We start from the raw sequence: 18,515 nt of genomic DNA, 5'->3' as shown, positions 1-18,515 counted from the left end.
GACAGGAGTCACCATGGGTTTGCAAGTGACGGACATCGACCGGGAACTCGATCAGGCCAGATCGGAAGGACCCGTGCGTGACATCGTCATCCCGCCCTGCCCCGAACTGCTCACGGCCCTGCAGCTGGAGATGCGCCAGACCGACCCGGACCCGGCCGAGGTCACGCGCATCGCCGGCAGCGACGTGGCCATGGCCGCCGCGCTCATGCGCATGGCCAACAGCCCCCTGTATTCCCGCGCCCGTCCCGCCAACACCGTGGCCGAAGCCGTGACCATGCTGGGCCTGGGCCAGGCGGCGGCCATCCTGACCGGTTTCCTGGCGCGCAGCACCATACGCGTCAACTCACCGCTGGTCGAGCATTTCTGGGAAACCTCGACCCGCCGCTCGCTGGCCATGGCCTATATGGCCCGCCAGCTTTACGGCGTGGACGCCGAGGTGGCCCAGACCTGCGGGCTTTTCATGCACGTGGGCATTCCCGTCATGCTGCAGGGCGTGCGCGGTTACGCCGGCACCCTGGCCGAGGCCATGGCACGGCAGGACCGCAGCTTCACCGAGACCGAAAATACCGTGCACCGCACCGACCATGCGGTGGTGGGCGCCATCGTGGCGCGCACCTGGTTTCTGCCGCCGGTGATCGCCTTTGCCATCCGCCTGCACCACGACTTCACCGTGCTGCGCGTGAGCTCGATTCCGGCGGGGGTGCGCAACCTGGTGGCGCTGGCCGCTGTGGCCGAGCATCTGGTGGCCGATTACGAAGGCGTGCAGGCGCAGACCGAGTGGACGCGCTTTGGTCCGGCCTGCCTGAGTTACCTGCAGATCGGCGAGTCTGAGGTCGAACTCTGGATCGATACGCTGCACCCGATGTTCGAGGCCGTGGTGCTGGCCTGAGCCTGGGTCAGGGCAGCCTGCCGTGCGGTCGCCACGGCCTGGCCCAGTTCGATCACGGCCAGCGCGTAGTAGCTGCTCCAGTTGTAGCGCGTGATGGCGTAGAAGTTCTCGGTGCCGGCCACGTAGCTGGGCGAGTAGTCACCGTTCTGCAGCTCGACCAGGGCCAGAGGACCCGCGTGCTGGCGGCCCGCAGCGCCCAGCAGGATGCCCTTGGCCGTGAACTGCTCGACCGCAAAGGTCGGCTTGATGTCGGGCGCGAGCAAGGCCGGCATGTCCAGGCGCTCGTAGTCGAAATCCACCGGGTAGTGGGTGGGCATGCCGGGCTGCCAGTGGTGGGCCTTGAAATAACTGGCGACCGAACCGATGGCATCGGCCGCGCTGTCGACCAGGTCCACGCGGCCGTCCCCGTCGAAATCCACAGCGTGGCGCGCCCAGCTCGAAGGCATGAACTGCGGGATGCCCATGGCGCCCGCATAACTGCCACGCGCCTTGAAGGGATCGGTGCCGGCCTGCTGGCGCAGTTTCAGGAACTCGCCAAGTTCGGCGCGAAAGAAGGCCGCGCGCTGCGCCGCGCGGGGATGCTCCTGCGGAAAGTCCAGGGCCAGCGTGGCCAGGACGTCGATCACGCGGTAGCGGCCGATGTGACGGCCATAGTAGGTTTCCACGCCGATGATGCCGATGATGATCTCGGCCGGCACGCCATAGGTGGCACCGGCCCGATCCAGAAGTTCGCGGTGGGCCTGCCAGAAGGCCACGCCCGCCTGGATCCGCTCGGTTTCCAGAAAACGACTGCGGTACTGCTGCCAGTTGCGTGGCGCCGTCACCGGCGGCGGCACCACGAGCTTGGCCAGCTGCGGCACGTAGCGGGCCTTGCCCAGGGTGCGGCGCACCCATTTGCGATCCAGGCCGTGCCGCTCGGCGATCTCGTCGGCCAGGGCCGTGGCCTCGGGACGGCCGGCATAGGCCGGGCCGCTGCCTTCGATCAGGGTGACGCCCATGTCCTGCACCCGTTTGAGGCGGGGTTTCTTGGTCGCAGCGGCCTGCGTAGGCAGCAGGCAGGAGAACAGGAACAGCAGGGCCGTCAGCAGCAGGAAAGTCGGATGTCGTTTGCTCACGTGGGCCAGCTCAGTTCTTTCAGTTCGCGTCGCAGGGCCGCCAGGTCGCTGCTGCTGCCGCGCCCGCGGCGCGGTGCATAACGCAACTGTTCATAGCGTTGCAGCCAAGCCTGGATGGCCAGCACCCGATTGTCCTTGGGATCATGCGTTTGCGCCAGCCGAACCGCCATCTCGCGTGGCGTCACCGCCGCACCCAGGGGCAGCCCGGCGCGCGCCAGCTGACGGCGCACGTGCTCGAGCAGGCGCAGCCAGGGGTCCTGGCGCCGACGCTCCCAGCGCGTCCAGAGCGCGCCGCCCAGGCTGGCCGTGACCAGGGCGCCCAGCAGCAGATAACCCAGGTCCTCCCAGCTCGGGGCGTCGAAACCCAGCGCGCGCAGGAGGTTGAGCTGGCGGCTCTGCGTGTAGTTCAGCACACGCTGGTTCCAGGCATTGTTGACCGCCTCCCACAGGGCCCGCACGCTCTGCATGAGATTGGGGCCGACCACCGTCCCCACAGCCGTGGCAACGGCACCGCGCGGCGCGACCAGCCGCTGCAAGGAACCGATGCGCCCGGGCGAGACCGCTGCTGTCGGGTCCACGCGCAACCAGCCCTGGCCGGCCAGCCAGACTTCGGTCCAGGCATGGGCATCGCTCTGGCGCACCACCCAGAAGTTGTCGACGGTGTTGCGCTCACCGCCCTGGTAGCCGGTGACGATGCGCGCCGGGATGCCGGCCGCGCGCATCACCACGACAAAGGCCGAGGCCATGTGCTCGCAGAAGCCCAGCTTGCGATCGAACCAGAACTCGTCGGCCGTGTGCTGGCCGTATTCGCCCGGCTCCAGGGTGTAGGTGTAGCCCCCCGTGCGCAGATGGTTCAGAACGCGGTCGATCAGCGCCGCCGGGTCGTTGCCGGTTTCACGGCTGAGCTCCATCGCCCACTGCAGGGTGCGCGGGTTGAAACCGCGCGGCAGGGCCGTGTAGTCCTGCAGGCTGGCCAGCATGCGCTGGGGGCCGTGGCGGAAATCGGTATGGCTCTGGGCGCGGTAACGCAAGAGGTCGTTGACGGGCCCGTTGGCGCGCCACTGCAGTTCCTCGCTCATGCGCGCTTGCATGTCGTCTGGCAGCACGGGCGCGGTGGCCGTGGCGTCCAGCGTCAGCAACCAGGGACGGTTGTGCGGCTCCAGCGTGACCTCGTAGCGCAGCGGCGGGCCGCGCACTTCAAGATCGGCACGCGGTTGCATGGAGGGCGGGAAGGTGGCTTGCAGGGGCAACCATTCGCGCCCGTCGAAGGTGGACAACACCGGCCCGCGGAAATACAGCGTGCCCTGTGGCGGTTGCGGGGAGCCTTCCTCGAAACGCAGGCGCAGGGCCACGCTGTCGTCCAGCGCCAGGCTGGCGATATTGCCCACCTGCATGCGCTGCGACAGGCCGCTGCGCCCGCTGAGGGCGTCGCCCGGCGTGCCCCACAAGGGCGACAGACGCGGAAAGAGCAGGAACAGCAGCACCATGATGGGTGCGCCCAGCAGCGTCATGCGCGTGGCCATGCGCGCCGACTGCCACAGCGAAGGCCGGCCCGCCGGCATGTGGCTGTTGACCAGCGCGGTCAGCAGGCCCATGAGGCCGAGCAGCATGGCGGCGGCCGTGGGCAGCGACTGCGAGTAGAAGAAATTCGTCAGCATCGTGAAGAAGCCGAGAAAAAAGACCACGAAGGCATCGCGCCGCGCACGCAGCTCCAGGGTCTTGAGCGCCAGCAGCACCACGATCAGCGTGACGCCGGCGTCGCGGCCCAGCAGGGTGCGGTGCGTGGCCCAGGTCGCGCCCACGGTCAGCACCAGGGCCGCCAGCAGCCACCATCGGCCCGGCAGCGGACGCAGCGTGAAGGCCAGCCAGCCACGCCAGAGCAGCATGCCCGCGGCCATGGCGCTGCACCACCAGGGCAGGTGACCGGCATGCGGCAGCAGGACCCAGGCGATCACGACCAGCAGGAACAGGGTGTCGCGGCTGTCACGGGGCAGGTTGGCAAAGGGGTTCTTCATGGTTCACTGCAACAATACCCGACAATGACGCGCTTTGCCGTTTCCCCTGACCAGGAGTCCCCATGAACATCAACGACAAACTCAAGCAGCTCGACATCACCCTGCCCCCGGTGGCCACGCCGGCCGCCGCCTATGTTCCCTATGTGCAGACCGGCAAGCTGGTCTTCCTGAGCGGTCACATCGCCAAGCAGGACGGCAGGCCCTGGGTCGGTCAGCTCGGCAAGACCATGACGACCGAAGAGGGCAAGGCCGCCGCGCGCGCCGTGGCCATCGACCTCATGGGCACGCTGCAGGCCGCCGTGGGTGACCTCAACCGCGTCAGGCGCATCGTCAAGGTGATGTCCCTGGTGAACTCCACACCCGATTACACCGAGCAGCACCTGGTGACCAATGGCGCCAGCGAACTGCTGGGCGAAGTCTTCGGCCCCCAGGGCGCGCATGCGCGCAGCGCCTTCGGCGTGGCGCAGATCCCCCTGGGCGCCTGCGTGGAGATCGAGCTGATCGCCGAGGTGGACTGAGAGCCTGTTCACGGTCTCTCATGAAAAAGGGCCTGCGGTGCAGGCCCTTTGCGGCGCGGACAGAACGGCAGCGTCAGAAGCTTTCCCAGTCCGAATCGTTGCCGACCTTGGCCCGGGCGGCGGGCGCCGCTGACCTGGCTGCAGCCAAAGCGGGCGCCTTGGTCGCTACGGGCTTGGCGGCGGCGGGACGGGTCACAGCCTGCGGCTTGGGGCGGCTGTCCGGCGCCGAGCGCGGCACCGTGGCCACAGCCGTCTGGGCTGCTGCCAGCTTGAACACTGCCACGGCCCGGGCCAGCTGGTCGGCCTGTTCGCGCATGCTTTGGGCGGCGGCGGCGCTCTGCTCGACCAGCGCGGCGTTCTGCTGCGTCATCTGGTCGAGGTTGGCGATGGAGGTGTTGACCTGGGCGATGCCGGTGCTCTGCTCGCCGGCGGCCGCGGTGATTTCACCGATCACGTCGGCCACACGGCGCACCGACTGCACGATCTCGTTCATGGTGTCGCCGGCCTGACCGACCAGTTGGGCGCCGGAATCGACCTTTTGCACCGAGGTGCTGATCAGGGTCTTGATCTCCTTGGCCGCTTCGGCGCTGCGTCCGGCCAGCGAACGCACCTCGCTGGCCACCACGGCAAAACCACGGCCCTGCTCCCCGGCGCGCGCGGCTTCCACCGCGGCGTTGAGCGCCAGGATATTGGTCTGGAAAGCGATGCCGTCGATCACGCCGATGATGTCCCTGATCTTCTTGCTGCTGGCGTTGATCTCGTCCATGGTGCTCACCACCTCCTGCACCATGGCGCCGCCCTTTTGCGCCACGCTGGAAGCGCTGGAGGCCAGTTGCGAAGCCTGGCGCGCGTTGTCGGCGCTGTGGGACACCGTGCTGGTCAGCTCTTCCATGGCCGAGGCCGTGGACTGCAGATCGCTGGAGGTCTGCTCGGTGCGCACCGAGAGATCGTGGTTGCCGGTGGCGATCTCGGCACTGGCGATGGCGATGCCGTCGGTGCTCTGGCGCACCTGCTGCACCATCTGCGCCAGCGCCTCGTTCATGCGCGCCAGTGACTTCATGAGATCACCGAACTCGTCGCCGCGCGAGGTGTCGATGCGCGCGCTCAGGTCACCCTGGGCGATCCGCGAGGCCAGCTCGTTGGCCTCGCGCAGGGGCTCGCGGATGGAGCGGATCAGCACCGCCGCCCCCGCCAGGATGGCCGCCAGGATGATGACAATGGCGCCACCGGCGATCTTGATCGTCAGGCCGCGCGCGGCGGAGACTTCTTCAGAATATTGCTGCTCGGTGCGTTCCTCCTGGTCCACCAGTTCGCGCAGGGTGGCCACATAGGCGTGGACCGACGGCATGTACTGCTCGTTCACGATTTTCTGGGCACCCTCGCTGTCGCCCGAAGCCTTGGCCTTCTGCGCCAGATTGCGCACATCGATCATGGACTTGCGCTTTTCCGCGATCTTGTCCATCTGCGCCTTTTCCCCGGCGCTCAGGTCCATGGCCTCGATCACTTGCTGGGCCTTGGAAATCCGGGCCGTGGTGGCCTTGATGTCATCCCCCATGCGGGCCTCGACACCCGGGTCGAAAGTCAGGATCATGGCCACCGTACGGGCCGCGTTGGCCTCGGTCAGGCCGGCCCAGCTGCTGGCCAGGTTGACCCGGTTGTTGAGCGCACGCAAGGTCGTTTCGCTTTCGGCCTGCAGACGAGCCGAACGCAGGGCGGCGAAAGCAATCAAGACCGTGAGGGAGATGATGATGACGGCAACTCCCAGCCAGAGCTTGGTCGCCACATGCATGTTTCTGAAGTTCATCGTTGTATCCCGATGGATGATGGTTTCATTTTAGTGCAGCACCCTGCGCTGCGTCACAGGCTTGTCATGCGCGAAATCACCTGCTTTTCGACCTTCAGCAACTGGGCAGGACTGACGAGGGCCGGGGCAATTTCCGCCAGGGGCAGGAGCACAAAAGCACGCTCTCCCATGCGTGGATGCGGCAAGGTCAGCACCGGATCGTCCTGGCGCAGTTCACCATAGAGCAGGATGTCCAGGTCCAGCGTGCGCGGGGCGTTATGCCAGGGTCGCTCGCGGCCGGCGGCCTGTTCCAGGCGCTGCAGCCCGGCCAGCAGCTCATAGGGACCCAACACCGTGGACAACTCGGCCACGGCATTGACATAGTCCGGCCCCGACGAATCGACCGGTGCGCTGCGATACATGGAAGAGGCACGCAGGACTTGCGTGCGCGGCAAGCTTGCCAAATCGTTCAGCGCCTGGCGCAAGGCCGCCTGCGCATCCCCCAGATTGGCCCCCAGTGCGACATAGACCGTCACCGGAGCGCCGGGGGCCGTGTTCACGCCCCGGTGTCCGGCGCGCCGTCGCCGGATTTCTTGGCGCCTGAACGCCGGCGCCGGCGACGCTTCTTGGGCGCGGCGCCGTCCTCGGCAAGCGTCTCGGGCTCGGCGGCACGCGGTGCCGCCAGGCGTTCGGCGTCGGTCGAGCGTGCGACGGGCTGGCGCGGGGCCTGGGCGCGCTGGCGCACCTGCTCCTCGCGCGCCTGGTCCATCAGGTCCTGGCGCAGGTTGTCGTCCCCCGTGCTGAACTCCTGCCACCAGTCGGCCAGCACCACGTCGATCTCGCCGATGTCGGCGCGCAGGCGCATGAAGTCGAAGCCGGCGCGAAAACGCGGCTGCTCGGCCAGGCCGTAGGGTGCACTGCCTACACGCTTGTCGAAGCGCGGCTGCATCACCCAGATCTCGCGCATGTCGGCGGCCAGCTTGCCACGGCCCGAGACGTCGCCGATGCGGGCATTGAAAACATCGTCGATCGCATCCTGCAGGGCCGGGTGCGCATGCTGGCGCTGCTTGATGCGCCGGGCCCAGCCGTCGCGCACGTCGGACCAGAGCACGCAGGCCAGCAGGAAGCTGGGCGCCACCGGTTTGCCCTCGCCGACCCGGCGGTCGGTGTCTTCCAGCGCGGCCTTCACAAAGGGCTCGGCCGCGCGCTCGACCACCAGGTCCAGCAGCGGATAGATGCCGCGGTCCAGCCCCAGTTTCTTGAGCTGCTCCACCGTGGCCAGGGCGTGCCCGGTCTGCAGCAGCTTGAGCATCTCGTCGAACAGGCGGCTCTGCGGCACGTCGGCCAGCAGGTCCCGCATTTCCTTGAGCGGCTTGGCGGTCTTGGCTTCGAACTTGAAACCCACGGCGCTGAGCTTGGCGGCAAAACGCACGGCGCGGATGATGCGCACCGGGTCCTCGCGGTAACGCGTGGCCGGGTCGCCGATCATGCGCAGCACGCGGCGCTGAGCGTCCTGGATGCCGCCGTGGTAATCGACCACGACCTGCGTCTCGGGGTCGTAGTACATGGCGTTGATGGTGAAGTCGCGCCGCGCGGCGTCCTCGTCCTGCGGGCCCCAGACGTTGTCACGCAGCACGCGTCCGCTGGAATCGACCGCGTGTTTCATGCCGGCCAGCTCGCTCTTGCTGGTGCGCTCGTTGCCCGCCACCTGCTCGGCCGCCGCGTTGTCCATGTAGGCGCGGAAGGTGGAGACCTCGATCACCTCGTGCTCGCGCCCGCGGCCGTAGACCACGTGCACGATGCGAAAGCGCCGTCCGATGATGAAAGCACGGCGGAACAGGCCCTTGACCTGCTCGGGCGTGGCATCGGTGGCCACGTCGAAGTCCTTGGGCCGCAGGCCCAGCAGCAGGTCGCGCACGGCGCCACCCACGATGTAGGCCCCGTAGCCGGCGTCCTGCAGGGTCTGCACCACGTCCAGCGCACGTTTATCGACCAGGGTCGGGTCGATGCCGTGTTCGGCCGCGCTGAATTCGCGTCGTTTGCCGAAAGCCGGCTGGGGCGCATCCGCCTTGCCCAGCAGCCTGTTGATGATTTTCTTGATCATTGGTTGAATAGTTCCAGTACCCGCCAGCCGCGCTCCAGAGCCAGGGCGCGCAGGCGGTCGTCGGGGTTGGTGGCCACCGGACAGTCCGCATTGTCCATCAGGGGCAGGTCGTTGACCGAATCGGAGTAGAAAGTCACTTCGGCCTCATGGCGTTTGAGCCCGCGCGCTGCCAGCCACTCACCGAAGCGCAACACCTTGCCCTCGCGGAAGGAAGGCGTGCCGCGGATCTCGCCGGTGATCCAGCCGCCGGCGTCGCGCTCGAGCTCGACGGCAATGAGCTGCTGCACACCAAAGGCCTCGGCGATCGGGCGGGTGACGAACTCGTTGGTGGCCGTGATGATGAGCACCTCGTCGCCCGCTTCTCTGTGCCGGCGCACCAGATCGACGGCCTGCGGACGGATCGCCGGGGCAATCACCTCGCGCATGAAGCGCTCGCGCGCCGCCAGTGCCAGCTCGGCCCCCTTGAGGCGCGCGGCTTCGGTGGCGAAGCGCACATAGTCGTGCACGTCCAGCGTGCCGGCCTGGTAATGCGCATAGAACTCGTCGTTGCGCCGCGCGAACGCCACCGGGTCGGTCCAGCCGATGGTGATGGTGAAGGTGCCCCAGGCGTAGTCGGAGTCGATGGGCAGCAGGGTGTGGTCCAGGTCGAACAGGGCCAGCTTGGTCTTGTGGGTCATATCTCTTGAAGCATCGCCTTGATCAGCGGGATCGTGATGGCGCGCTGGGTCTGCAAGGCGTAGCCGTCCAGGTGGTCGAGCAACCGCATCAGGTGCCCCAAGTCGCGGCTGAAACGCGTGAGCATGTAGTCCATGACCTCGTCGGCCAGGAAGATGCCACGCGCGTCAGCCGCCTGGCGCAGCACGGCGCGGCGCTCCGCCTCGCTGAGCACCTGCAGGCTGTAGACATGCCCCCAGCCCAGGCGGGTGCGCAGGTCCTCGCGCAGCTTGAGATCGGCCGGTGGTGTCTCGCCGGCGGCCAGCACCCACTGGTGGCCGGTCTGCGCATGCACGAACCAGTTGAAGGCCGCGTGCTGCTGCACGGCGGTGTAGAGCTGCACGTCGTCCAGCAACACCGCAGCCCAACGCTCGTCGAAGGGCGGCGGCTCGGCCACCGCCGCATCGAGCCAGCCCACCGTCGCCCCCTGCTCGCGCAAGGCCTCGCGCACGGCCTTGAGCAGATGGGTCTTGCCGCTGCCCGAAGCCCCCCAGAGATAGGTGGGCACGGGCGAGCGCAGGGCCGCGCTGGAACCGTCACCCACCCACAGCTGGAGATGGCGCAGCACGGCTTCGTTGGGACCCGCCATGAAATTGCCCAGGGTCGGGCCGTTGCCCAGCCCGATGTCCAGCGCGATCTGCTTCATGCCTGCGCTGCCATCGTCAGCCCAGGTACAGCTTGCTGGCCAGATAGCTGGCCCGCACACGGCGGATGGCCACCAGCAGCACGGCGCTGGCCGGCAAGGCAATCAGCAAGCCCAGAAAACCGAAGACCTGCCCGAAGGCCATCAAGGCGAAAATCACGGCCAGCGGATGCAGGCCGATGCGCTCGCCCACCAGCCGCGGCGTGAGGTAGAAACTCTCGACCAGCTGTCCGGCGCCATAAACACCCGCCACCACCAGCACACCGTACAGGCCGCCGAACTGCAGCATGCCCGCCAGCAAGGCCAGGATCAGCCCCAGGCCGAAACCCAGGTAGGGGATGAAAAAAGCGAGGCCGGTGAACACCCCCAGCGGCACGGCCAGGTCAAACCCGAAAAGGGTCAGCGCCACGCTGAAATAGACCGTCAGCGCCCCCATCACCAGCAACTGGCCGCGCAGGTACTGGCCAAGCACTTCATCGGCTTCCGCGATGAAGCTGTCATAGGCGGCCCGCATCCGCGGCGGCACCAGCGCGACCACACGCGCCACGAAACGCTCCCAGTCGTTGAGCAGCAGGAACAGGGCCACGGGAATCAGCACGGCATTGCCGATGATCGCCAGCGCCACGCTTCCTCCCAGTTTCACAGAGGCCATCACCGAACCGAAGGCTTCTTCGACATTGGCGTTGAGGTACTTGACGACAAAGGCCTGGAGGCTTTTGCCGTCCAGCGACACCTTGATGCCGAACTGGGCCAGCCAGGGGCTCAGCGCGCTGTTGACACGGTCTGCCAGCATGGGCAGTTGCTCGCGCAACAAGGGCAGTTCCTTGGCAAAGATCGGCACCACCAGCAGAACGATGGACACCAGGATCAGGATGAACAGGGTTTCCACGATCAGGACCGCCAGCACACGCGGCATCCTGCCCCGGCCCAGGCGGTCGAGCCGGTCCACCACCGGCGTCAGCACATAGGCCAGCACGGCCGCCACCACAAAAGGCGTCAGCACCGGCGCCAGCAACCACAGGGCCAGCATCGCCAGGGCAGCGATCAGGCACCAGGTCAGGGTGCGTTTTTGGGTAGGCGTCAATTGCATGGAGGCTGACTGGGGTGAACCCTTAGAATCTAGCGCTGAATTCTATCGGGCTTGCCTGCTGGCGCCCGAACTAAAAACGCAGCCACACGCCGACCCGCCCTACCAGAGCACCCAGCATGACTACTTCCTCCACCTCTCCCCTGAGCTACAAAGACGCCGGCGTCGACATCGATGCCGGTGACGCGCTGGTCGAGCGCATCAAGCCCCTGGCCAGGAAAACCATGCGCGAGGGCGTGCTGGCCGGCATCGGCGGCTTCGGCGCCCTGTTCGAAGTGCCCAAACGCTACAAGGAACCGGTGCTGGTTTCGGGCACCGACGGCGTGGGCACCAAGCTCAAGCTGGCTTTCGAATGGAATATGCACGACACCGTGGGCATCGACCTGGTGGCCATGAGCGTCAACGACGTGCTGGTGCAGGGCGCCGAGCCCCTGTTTTTCCTCGACTACTTCGCCTGCGGCAAGCTGCACGTGGACACGGCAGCAAGCGTCGTGGGTGGCATCGCCAGGGGCTGTGAACTCTCCGGCTGCGCCCTGATCGGTGGTGAAACCGCCGAAATGCCGGGCATGTACCCGGACGGTGAATACGACCTGGCCGGCTTTTGCGTCGGTGCGGTCGAGAAATCGAAGATTCTGACCGGCCAGAGCGTGAAACCGGGTGACGTGGTGCTGGGCCTGGCCTCCAGCGGCGTGCATTCCAACGGCTTCTCCCTGGTGCGCAAGTGCATCGAACGCGCCGCCGGCAGCCTGCCCGCCACCCTGGACGGCAAGCCCTTCAAGCAGGCCGTCATGGAGCCCACCCGCCTTTACGTGAAGAACGTGCTGGCCGCCCTGGCGCAGCACCCGATCAAGGCCCTGGCCCACATCACCGGCGGCGGCCTGCTGGAAAACATCCCGCGCGTGCTGCCCGAAGGCACGGCCGCCCATCTGAAGAAGGGCAGTTGGCCGCAGACCGAGCTCTTCGCCTGGTTGCAGAAGACCGCCGGCATCGGCGACTTCGAGATGAACCGCACCTTCAACAACGGCATCGGCATGGTGGTGGTGATCGACGCGGCCAGCGCCGCCGCCGCCGCCCGGACCCTGCGCGGCCTGGGTGAGCAAGTGTTCGAGATCGGCGTCATCGCCGAGCGCGGCGCGGGCGCGCCGGTGGTGGTGGCCTGAAACTTACAACAGCTTATGCGCTGAGAAAAATCCTCGCCACTTCTGCATCACCCGTTCAGCCAGCCAGTCCACATCAACGGTCCGGTTCCCACTGAGCATCACGCGTTTGGCTCCCGCCGCCACTCCCAGCACACCAATCGGGGCTCCGCAGATTCCGCCGCGCCAAGTCCGCGTCTTAGGATCGGAACGTTTATCCAACTGCCGGGTTAGCGTGTGGTGCTTGGCTTTATCGCACAGGGCTTTGCAATCGACCATGTCTTGCTGCGACACGAACTCCTTGAGTTCGTCTTCGCTGACCGCCACCTCTTTCCCGAGGTAGCCCCCGATGTGGCCGGCTGTCACGAAGAAATTGAACGGGTCTGACGAGTCAGTCTGCAATCGCACGTATTCACGCTCCAACTTCTGGAACATGTCAGCAGAGTTCCTGATGTCGAAGAAACCCATCCCATCACCTCGAAATCAGGCCAAAGCCCGTCTGGCGATATAGCCGGAACGCGACTCCCCGGCCGCCTTGGCGGCCTGGTCAATCCTCCGCAACACGCGCGCGGGCAAGGTGATGTTGATGCGTTCGGTCTTGTCCGACAGCGTGGCAATATCCACCGTCACCACGGCCCAGGTCCAGCCCTTGAACTCACGCTTGCGCTGCAATTCGGCCAGCGGCCGGGGTTCGGGGAGGGCCGAGCCTTCATCGATGGCCACCTCCAGCCACAGCTCGATGGCCTCCTTGGCGTTGGCCAAAGCTTCTTCCAGCGTGTCGCCGGCGGAAAAGCAACCCGGCAGATCGGGCACGACCACGCCATAAGCGTGGCTGTCCGTGCCGGCTTCGAGTGCAATGGGGTAATGCATGGTGGAATCCCTCAACGGTCCAGGCCAGTCTGTTTCAGCAGTTTGTGCAACAGGCCCACGCCCAAATCCTTGCGTGGATGCGGCACGGTCACATGACCAGGACGTCGCGGGTGGACATACACATGGTGTGACCCTTTGACGCCGCGCAGTACCCAGCCGGCTTTGAGCATGCGCTTGATTAACTCGTCGCTGGTCATTATGTGTATCATACACATCAATCAATTGATTGCAATCTGCCTGTCGGCCCCACTCGATAATGGCCGCGGCATTGCCCACTCCCAGCACATTGAACACGGCCCTCTTGCATGCCTGAGCTCACCCCCTCCTCCCCGCGCATGCCGGCCGGCATCTGGGCGCTGGGTTTCGTCAGCCTGCTGATGGACATCTCCTCCGAGTTGATCCACAGCCTGCTGCCGGTTTTCCTCGTCACCGGCCTGGGCGCCAGCATGCTGGTGGTGGGCCTGCTCGAAGGCGCGGCCGAGGCCACGGCGCTGATCGTCAAGGTCTTCTCGGGGGCGCTCAGCGACTGGTGGGGCCGGCGCAAGCCGCTGGCCGTGCTGGGCTACGGCCTGGGCGCCCTGAGCAAACCCCTGTTCGCCCTGGCCACGACGGTCGAACCCGTGATCGCCGCCCGGCTGCTGGACCGTGTGGGCAAGGGCATCCGCGGCGCGCCGCGCGACGCCCTGGTGGCCGACATCGCCCCGCCCGCGCTGCGCGGCGCCGCCTTCGGCCTGCGTCAGTCACTCGACACCGTGGGCGCCTTCCTCGGCCCCCTGCTGGCCATGGTCCTGATGCTGCTGTGGGCCAATGACTTTCAGGCCGTGTTCTGGGTCGCCGTGATCCCGGCCGTCCTCTGCGTGGCCCTGCTCGTGCTGGGCGTGCAGGAACCGGAGCGCCCGGCCGGCGCACCCCGCAGCAACCCGATCCGGCGCGAGAACCTGCGCCGGCTGACCCCGGCCTACTGGTGGGTGGTGGGCATCGGCGCGGTCTTCACGCTGGCGCGCTTCTCCGAAGCCTTCCTCGTGCTGCGCGCCCAGCAGGGCGGCCTACCCCTGGCCTGGGTGCCGCTGGTGCTGATTGTCATGAACCTCGTCTACGCTCTGGGCGCCTATCCTTTCGGCAGGCTGGCCGACCGGGTCGATCACCGCAAGTTGCTGGCCTGGGGCCTGGGGCTGCTGATCGGCGCCGACCTGCTGCTGGCCTGGGGCAACCGCGGCCTTTTTGTCTGGGGCGGCGTGGCGCTCTGGGGCCTGCACATGGCCATGACCCAGGGCCTGCTGGCCACCATGGTGGCCGACACCGCACCGGCCGATCTGCGCGGCACCGCCTTCGGCATGTTCAACCTGCTCAGCGGCCTGGCCATGCTGCTGGCCAGTGTCCTGGCCGGACTGCTCTGGGACCTGTGGGGAGCGCCCAGCACCTTTGCCGCCGGGGCCGCGTTCAGCGCGGCCACGCTCGTGCTGCTGGTGCTGCGTCAGCCGGCATCGAAGCCGGAGCACGGCGGCTGAGCCCGGCCTGTTCCGGCAAGTGTTGCTTTTCGCTACAAAATCCCTAGCTGTCCATACCCGCGGACACTGGACTTTCAGATAGTTTCAGGTCACACTGCAGTTTTTGGTTCACCGCCAGGAGCATTCATGCCTGTGATCGCCGTGGTCAATCGCAAGGGAGGAAGCGGCAAAAGCACGCTCGCGGCGCACCTGGCGGCCTGGTGCGCGCACCAAGGCAGCGCGGTCATGCTCGGTGACGTGGACCGGCAGCAATCCACCCGTTCCTGGCTGCGCAAACGCAGCGAGACCCTGCCCGCCATCGCCCCCTGGACGGTCGACCAGAACATCCTGCGTGTGCCCGTCGGCATCACCCACGTCATCCTGGACACGCCGGGCGGCCTGCACGGCTTCGACCTGGCCCGCATGGTCATGTTCGCCGACATCATCCTCATGCCGGTCTGCGGCTCGGCCTTCGACCGTGAATCGGCCGCCGACTGCCACGCTGAACTCATGGCCCTGCCCCGCGTGGCCACCGGCCGCTGCAAGGTCGCCTGCATCGGCATGCGCATCGACACCCGTACCCGCACGCCGCAGGCCCTCAAGGACTGGGCCACCGGCCTGGGCATGCCCTTTCTGGGTGTGCTGCGCGAAAGCCAGGCCTATGTGCAATGCCTGGAACGTGGCATGACCCTGTTCGACCTGCCGTCCGACCGCGTCACCACCGACCTGCGCCAGTGGCAACCCATCCTGGGCTGGCTGCAACCGCAACTGGCCATCACGCCCACCGCTGTCCCGTTGGGGAATCCGCCCCCCACGCTGGCCACGGCTCCCCTGCCGGCCAGCCCCGCAGTCGCGCCCGCCCCCCTGCCCAGCCGCCTGCTGGCCACGCACAACACAGCGCCGGCCAGCCGCAGTCTGCCACCCGGAGCGGCCGTCGCGCCCATCTCCAGCCCGATCCCGTCGGCCCCGGCCGCCCGGCCGGCTCCCAGCCTGCTGGCACGTGAAACCGCCGCCCCCGCCGTGCCGCGCATGCTGGTCTCGCGGCCGCAGCCGGCCGTCACACGCCTGAACAACACACGCGTGCTCGACCGGGTCGCCGGCAACAACGCCACGTTGCGCAACACCTCGGCCACAAGCCGCTCTGTCGAGACGCCCCAGGTGCACGAAGCGCCCTCTATCCCGTCTTTCCTGAAACTGGTGAAGTGCTGATTCAATCCAGCGCGCGGCGCAGGTCGGCCACGCGCTCGGCAATGGCTGCGGCATCCTCGCCATCACCGGCCTGCCCCAGATAGGTTTCCAGGTCCTGCACCGCGGACCCCAGTTGCCCCAGCTCAGCCTGGGCCAGGCCGCGGTCGCGGTACTCGTCCCAGGCCTGCGGCAGCAAGACCAGCAAGCGGTCCTCCACGGCCACCAGCCGTGGCCAGTCCTGCTGCGTGCGATGGATTTCCTTGAGATTGCGCAGCATGCGCGCAATGATCTCGCGCGCCGGCATGGCCTGCAGGTAATGGCCCAGTGGCAGTTCGGAGGCGCCGGGCAGGCTGTGGTTGCCACGCCAGGCTTCCAGCCGTGTCTGCAACTCCTCACGGCTCAAGGACTGGCCGCTGAAGGGATCGATCACCACCTGCGCATGCGGCAGGTTGACCTTGACCATGAAGTGTCCGGGGAAGCCCACCCCGTGCGCCGGCAGGCCCAGGCCCTGCGCCAGTTCCAGCCACAGCACGGCCAGCGAGACCGGGATGCCGCGCCGGCGCTCCAGCACCCGGTGCAGGTAGCTGTTCTCCGGGTCGTAGTAGTGATTGAGGTTGCCCCCGAAATGCAGCTCGTGAAAGAAGAAATGGTTGAGCAGGCGCAGCTTGTGCATGGCCGGCGCATCGGCCGGCAGGCGCTGGCGCAGGCGCACCAGCAGCGCATCCACCTCGGCCAGCACCTGCTGCACGTCCAGCCGGGGGTATTCGTCCTGCCCCAGGCAAACGGCGGCCTCGAGCAGATGGAGCTGCGCATCGCTCTGGACCAGGACCCCGAAGTAATCCAGCGGTGTGGGCAGCTTGAAGGACAGGCTCATGGGCATGCCTCGCTAGCGCTTCAGGAACTGCCGGAAGCGCAGACCCGCGGCCCGGACGGCGCCCAGATAGATGGCCGCCGCGCCGAGCACTATCAAAACCAGCAAGCCGATGCGCAGGCCGGCCTGTGACTGCAGACGTGTCCAGTCCCAGGCACTGGCCGCCCACATCAGGAAGACCGTGAGCAACGCGGAGGCCGCCAGCACCTGCAGGCTGAACACGCCCCAGCCCGGCGAGGGCTTGTAGCTGCCACGGCGCAGCAGGCCGATCAGCAACCACAGCGCGTTGATCAGGGCGCCGATGCCGATGGCCAGCGCCAGCCCCGCATGCGCAAACACGGGCACGAACACGAGGTTGAGCAACTGCGTGATGACCAGCACGGCCATGGCGATCTTCACCGGCGTGCGGATGTCCTGGCTGGCGTAATACCCCGGGGCCAGCACCTTGATGGCCACCAGCCCCAGCAAACCCGCGCCATAACCCACGAGGGCGGTGCTCGTCTGCACCACATCGCGGTCGGTGAAGGCGCCGTAGTGGTAGAGCGCGGCCACCAGCGGCTTGGCAAACGTCAGCAGCGCCAGCGCGCAAGGCACGGTGAGCAGCACCACGATGCGCAAGCCCCAGTCCAGCATGGCGGAGTATCTGGCCGTGTCATTGGCCGCCTTGGCCGAGGCCAGCTGCGGCATGAGCACCACGCCGATGGCCACGCCCAGCAAGGCGGTGGGAAACTCCATCAGCCGGTCGGCATAGGTCAGCCAGCTCACGCTGCCCGGCGCGAGATGCGAAGCGATCTGCGTGTTGATGATGGTGGAGATGTGCGCCACGCTCACGCCCAGCAAGGCCGGCAGCATGAGACGGACAATGTTCCTCGTATCCGGGTCAGTCCATGAAGTCTTGATGGCAGCCCAGCTCAGGCCGAAGCGCGGCATCAGCCCCAGCTTTTTCAGCGCCAGCAGTTGCACGCCCAGTTGCAGCACGCCGCCCAGCAGCACACCGCCGCCCAGCGCGTAGATCGGCTCCACGCCCCGGCCAGCCAGCCAGGGGGCGCCCAGCCAGGCCGCGGCAATCATGGCCACGTTGAGCAGCACCGGCGTGGCCGCCGGCACCGCAAAACGCTTCCAGGTGTTGAGCACCCCCGCGCACAGCGCCACCAGCGACATGAAGGCGATGTAGGGGAACATCCAGCGCGTCATCACCACCGCCGCTTCGAATCCGTGACCCAGGCCGCTGGCCAGCACCCACACCAGCACCGGCGCCAGCGCAACGCCGATGACGCTGAGCCCCAGCAGCATCCAGGCCAGCACCGTGGCCACGTGGTCGATGAGCTGCCGCGTCTTCTCCTCGCCCTGCTGCGTGCGGGCAGCGGCCAGCACCGGGACAAAGGCCTGGCTGAAGGCCCCTTCGGCAAAAAAGCGGCGGAACAGGTTGGGAATCCGGAACGCCACATTGAAGGCGTCCGTCATGGCGCTGGCGCCGAAGGTGGCGGCGATCAGCAGTTCGCGGACCAGCCCGGTGATACGCGAGGCCAGGGTCAGCAGGGAGACCGTCGAGGCGGCTTTGAAAAGACTCACGGCGGTAGGATCCTTTAGGCGCTCAATCAAGCCTAGTGTAGCCCGCCCGCTTGGGGGCTGAGCGCTCACTCACCCCCGGCCATCCGAAGTGCTACAATAGCCGGCTTTGCTGACATCATCCACAGACACAAGGAAACACTGATATGGCATCTGGAAAGCCGAAGAAAAAGAACCCGCGCCTGGCGTCGGGCCGCAAACGCGCACGTCAGGACGTCAAGCTGAATGCAGCCAACACGTCCCTGCGCTCCAAATACCGCACCGCCGTGAAGAACGTCGAAAAGGCTGTTCTCGCCGGTGACAAGGTGAAAGCCGCCGAACTGTTCGGCAAGATGCAGGCCGTGGTGGACACCGTGGCCGACAAGGGCATCTTCCACAAGAACAAGGCCTCTCGCGACAAGAGCCGCCTGTCCGCCAAGGTCAAGGCCCTGGCCATCGCCTGAGATTCAGGCAAACAGCCCGGACGGGTCTGACCCGTCCGCCGTTTGTAACGGGTGCGCTGTCAGCAAAGCAAAAAAGCCGCTCT

Annotated in this window: 19 protein-coding genes; 6 read left to right on the top strand and 13 right to left on the bottom strand. The window is 67.0% G+C overall.

From position 1 onward, the window contains the following. The first annotated feature begins 13 nt into the window (after window positions 1–13). A complete protein-coding gene (locus ACYVH8_RS08690) occupies window positions 14–889 on the top strand; it encodes an HDOD domain-containing protein (RefSeq protein ID WP_460488451.1) in 876 nt (291 codons plus the stop codon). On the opposite strand, the gene mltB is transcribed toward ACYVH8_RS08690, so the two are convergent. Together mltB and ACYVH8_RS08680 are read right to left on the bottom strand one after the other, a co-directional pair. Further along, window positions 808–1,887, bottom strand: a complete 1,080-nt coding sequence (mltB, locus tag ACYVH8_RS08685) for a lytic murein transglycosylase B (protein WP_460488597.1) — start codon at window positions 1,885–1,887, stop codon at window positions 808–810. The genes ACYVH8_RS08690 and mltB overlap by 82 nt on opposite strands. 113 nt (window positions 1,888–2,000) lie before the next feature. Further along, complete coding sequence (locus ACYVH8_RS08680) at window positions 2,001–4,019, bottom strand: transglutaminase TgpA family protein (protein WP_460488450.1); 2,019 nt, start codon at window positions 4,017–4,019, stop codon at window positions 2,001–2,003. Between the two features lie 62 nt (window positions 4,020–4,081). Here ACYVH8_RS08680 and ACYVH8_RS08675 point away from each other — a divergent pair, with 62 nt between their 5' ends. Further along, window positions 4,082–4,537: a RidA family protein gene (locus tag ACYVH8_RS08675; protein ID WP_460488449.1), complete on the top strand. Its 456-nt coding sequence runs from the start codon at window positions 4,082–4,084 to the stop codon at window positions 4,535–4,537. 73 nt (window positions 4,538–4,610) lie between these two features. On the opposite strand, the gene ACYVH8_RS08670 is transcribed toward ACYVH8_RS08675, so the two are convergent. The 6 genes from ACYVH8_RS08670 to ACYVH8_RS08645 are packed head-to-tail and all read right to left on the bottom strand — an operon-like array spanning window position 4,611 to window position 10,871. Next, window positions 4,611–6,341 carry a methyl-accepting chemotaxis protein gene (locus tag ACYVH8_RS08670; protein ID WP_460488448.1) on the bottom strand — a complete coding sequence of 577 codons (1,731 nt, stop codon included), beginning with the start codon at window positions 6,339–6,341 and terminating at the stop codon, window positions 4,611–4,613. A 53-nt stretch (window positions 6,342–6,394) separates the two neighbouring features. Beyond that, on the bottom strand, window positions 6,395–6,880 hold the full coding sequence (gene folK / locus ACYVH8_RS08665) for a 2-amino-4-hydroxy-6-hydroxymethyldihydropteridine diphosphokinase (protein WP_460488447.1): 486 nt from the start codon (window positions 6,878–6,880) through the stop codon (window positions 6,395–6,397). Beyond that, window positions 6,877–8,424, bottom strand: a complete 1,548-nt coding sequence (gene pcnB / locus ACYVH8_RS08660; protein ID WP_460488446.1) for a polynucleotide adenylyltransferase PcnB — start codon at window positions 8,422–8,424, stop codon at window positions 6,877–6,879. The genes folK and pcnB overlap by 4 nt, the downstream gene beginning before the upstream one ends. Then, on the bottom strand, window positions 8,421–9,101 hold the full coding sequence (locus ACYVH8_RS08655) for an HAD family hydrolase (RefSeq protein ID WP_460488445.1): 681 nt from the start codon (window positions 9,099–9,101) through the stop codon (window positions 8,421–8,423). Before ACYVH8_RS08655 ends, pcnB begins: the two co-directional genes overlap by 4 nt. Further along, the gene (gene hda, locus ACYVH8_RS08650) at window positions 9,098–9,784 is read right to left on the bottom strand and encodes a DnaA regulatory inactivator Hda (protein WP_460488444.1); all 687 of its coding nucleotides are present in this window, start codon (window positions 9,782–9,784) and stop codon (window positions 9,098–9,100) included. Before hda ends, ACYVH8_RS08655 begins: the two co-directional genes overlap by 4 nt. Before the next feature lie 16 nt (window positions 9,785–9,800). Then, entirely contained in the window at window positions 9,801–10,871 is a 1,071-nt protein-coding gene (locus ACYVH8_RS08645; RefSeq protein ID WP_460488443.1) for an AI-2E family transporter, read from the bottom strand. Between the two features lie 116 nt (window positions 10,872–10,987). Between ACYVH8_RS08645 and purM the strand changes: the two genes are divergently transcribed. Next, entirely contained in the window at window positions 10,988–12,028 is a 1,041-nt protein-coding gene (gene purM / locus ACYVH8_RS08640; RefSeq protein WP_460488442.1) for a phosphoribosylformylglycinamidine cyclo-ligase, read from the top strand. A gap of 3 nt (window positions 12,029–12,031) precedes the next feature. Here purM and ACYVH8_RS08635 read toward each other — a convergent pair whose 3' ends face one another. Genes ACYVH8_RS08635 through ACYVH8_RS08625 form a run of 3 tightly spaced genes read right to left on the bottom strand, consistent with a single transcriptional unit; the run spans window position 12,032 to window position 13,071 of the window. Further along, window positions 12,032–12,472: a hypothetical protein gene (locus ACYVH8_RS08635; protein WP_460488441.1), complete on the bottom strand. Its 441-nt coding sequence runs from the start codon at window positions 12,470–12,472 to the stop codon at window positions 12,032–12,034. Between the two features lie 15 nt (window positions 12,473–12,487). Next, window positions 12,488–12,874: a type II toxin-antitoxin system HicB family antitoxin gene (locus ACYVH8_RS08630; RefSeq protein WP_460488440.1), complete on the bottom strand. Its 387-nt coding sequence runs from the start codon at window positions 12,872–12,874 to the stop codon at window positions 12,488–12,490. An 11-nt stretch (window positions 12,875–12,885) separates the two neighbouring features. After that, complete coding sequence (locus ACYVH8_RS08625; protein ID WP_460488439.1) at window positions 12,886–13,071, bottom strand: type II toxin-antitoxin system HicA family toxin; 186 nt, start codon at window positions 13,069–13,071, stop codon at window positions 12,886–12,888. Between the two features lie 108 nt (window positions 13,072–13,179). Between ACYVH8_RS08625 and ACYVH8_RS08620 the strand changes: the two genes are divergently transcribed. Then, window positions 13,180–14,382: an MFS transporter gene (locus ACYVH8_RS08620; protein WP_460488438.1), complete on the top strand. Its 1,203-nt coding sequence runs from the start codon at window positions 13,180–13,182 to the stop codon at window positions 14,380–14,382. Window positions 14,383–14,508: 126 nt separating this feature from the next. Then, window positions 14,509–15,570, top strand: coding sequence for a nucleotide-binding protein (locus ACYVH8_RS08615; protein WP_460488437.1), 1,062 nt, complete (start codon window positions 14,509–14,511; stop codon window positions 15,568–15,570). Window position 15,571: 1 nt separating this feature from the next. Here ACYVH8_RS08615 and ACYVH8_RS08610 read toward each other — a convergent pair whose 3' ends face one another. Together ACYVH8_RS08610 and murJ are read right to left on the bottom strand one after the other, a co-directional pair. Continuing rightward, the gene (locus ACYVH8_RS08610; RefSeq protein ID WP_460488436.1) at window positions 15,572–16,423 is read right to left on the bottom strand and encodes a SirB1 family protein; all 852 of its coding nucleotides are present in this window, start codon (window positions 16,421–16,423) and stop codon (window positions 15,572–15,574) included. Between the two features lie 12 nt (window positions 16,424–16,435). Further along, window positions 16,436–17,992 (bottom strand): murein biosynthesis integral membrane protein MurJ, encoded by a 1,557-nt coding sequence (murJ, locus tag ACYVH8_RS08605; protein WP_460488435.1) that lies wholly within the window; start codon window positions 17,990–17,992, stop codon window positions 16,436–16,438. Between the two features lie 143 nt (window positions 17,993–18,135). On the opposite strand from murJ, the gene rpsT reads away from it, so the two are divergent. After that, window positions 18,136–18,432: a 30S ribosomal protein S20 gene (gene rpsT, locus ACYVH8_RS08600; protein ID WP_460488434.1), complete on the top strand. Its 297-nt coding sequence runs from the start codon at window positions 18,136–18,138 to the stop codon at window positions 18,430–18,432. Window positions 18,433–18,515: the final 83 nt, after the last annotated feature.

This window comes from Curvibacter fontanus, from assembly GCF_054780335.1.
The sequence above is the reverse complement of the archived record's forward strand: the minus strand, read 5'-3'. Positions and strand labels throughout refer to the sequence as shown.

What these genes read in the sequence shown, in the direction of transcription:
- ACYVH8_RS08690 (WP_460488451.1), top strand. Translation starts at nt 14, where the DNA reads ATGGGTTTGCAAGTGACGGACATCGACCGGGAACTCGATCAGGCCAGA.
- ACYVH8_RS08615 (WP_460488437.1), top strand. Translation starts at nt 14,509, where the DNA reads ATGCCTGTGATCGCCGTGGTCAATCGCAAGGGAGGAAGCGGCAAAAGC.
- rpsT (WP_460488434.1), top strand. Translation starts at nt 18,136, where the DNA reads ATGGCATCTGGAAAGCCGAAGAAAAAGAACCCGCGCCTGGCGTCGGGC.
- ACYVH8_RS08635 (WP_460488441.1), bottom strand. Translation starts at nt 12,472, where the DNA reads ATGGGTTTCTTCGACATCAGGAACTCTGCTGACATGTTCCAGAAGTTG.
- ACYVH8_RS08610 (WP_460488436.1), bottom strand. Translation starts at nt 16,423, where the DNA reads ATGAGCCTGTCCTTCAAGCTGCCCACACCGCTGGATTACTTCGGGGTC.
- mltB (WP_460488597.1), bottom strand. Translation starts at nt 1,887, where the DNA reads ATGGGCGTCACCCTGATCGAAGGCAGCGGCCCGGCCTATGCCGGCCGT.
- purM (WP_460488442.1), top strand. Translation starts at nt 10,988, where the DNA reads ATGACTACTTCCTCCACCTCTCCCCTGAGCTACAAAGACGCCGGCGTC.
- ACYVH8_RS08620 (WP_460488438.1), top strand. Translation starts at nt 13,180, where the DNA reads ATGCCTGAGCTCACCCCCTCCTCCCCGCGCATGCCGGCCGGCATCTGG.
- hda (WP_460488444.1), bottom strand. Translation starts at nt 9,784, where the DNA reads ATGAAGCAGATCGCGCTGGACATCGGGCTGGGCAACGGCCCGACCCTG.
- pcnB (WP_460488446.1), bottom strand. Translation starts at nt 8,424, where the DNA reads ATGATCAAGAAAATCATCAACAGGCTGCTGGGCAAGGCGGATGCGCCC.
- ACYVH8_RS08625 (WP_460488439.1), bottom strand. Translation starts at nt 13,071, where the DNA reads ATGACCAGCGACGAGTTAATCAAGCGCATGCTCAAAGCCGGCTGGGTA.
- ACYVH8_RS08680 (WP_460488450.1), bottom strand. Translation starts at nt 4,019, where the DNA reads ATGAAGAACCCCTTTGCCAACCTGCCCCGTGACAGCCGCGACACCCTG.
- ACYVH8_RS08675 (WP_460488449.1), top strand. Translation starts at nt 4,082, where the DNA reads ATGAACATCAACGACAAACTCAAGCAGCTCGACATCACCCTGCCCCCG.
- ACYVH8_RS08670 (WP_460488448.1), bottom strand. Translation starts at nt 6,341, where the DNA reads ATGAACTTCAGAAACATGCATGTGGCGACCAAGCTCTGGCTGGGAGTT.
- ACYVH8_RS08645 (WP_460488443.1), bottom strand. Translation starts at nt 10,871, where the DNA reads ATGCAATTGACGCCTACCCAAAAACGCACCCTGACCTGGTGCCTGATC.
- ACYVH8_RS08655 (WP_460488445.1), bottom strand. Translation starts at nt 9,101, where the DNA reads ATGACCCACAAGACCAAGCTGGCCCTGTTCGACCTGGACCACACCCTG.
- ACYVH8_RS08630 (WP_460488440.1), bottom strand. Translation starts at nt 12,874, where the DNA reads ATGCATTACCCCATTGCACTCGAAGCCGGCACGGACAGCCACGCTTAT.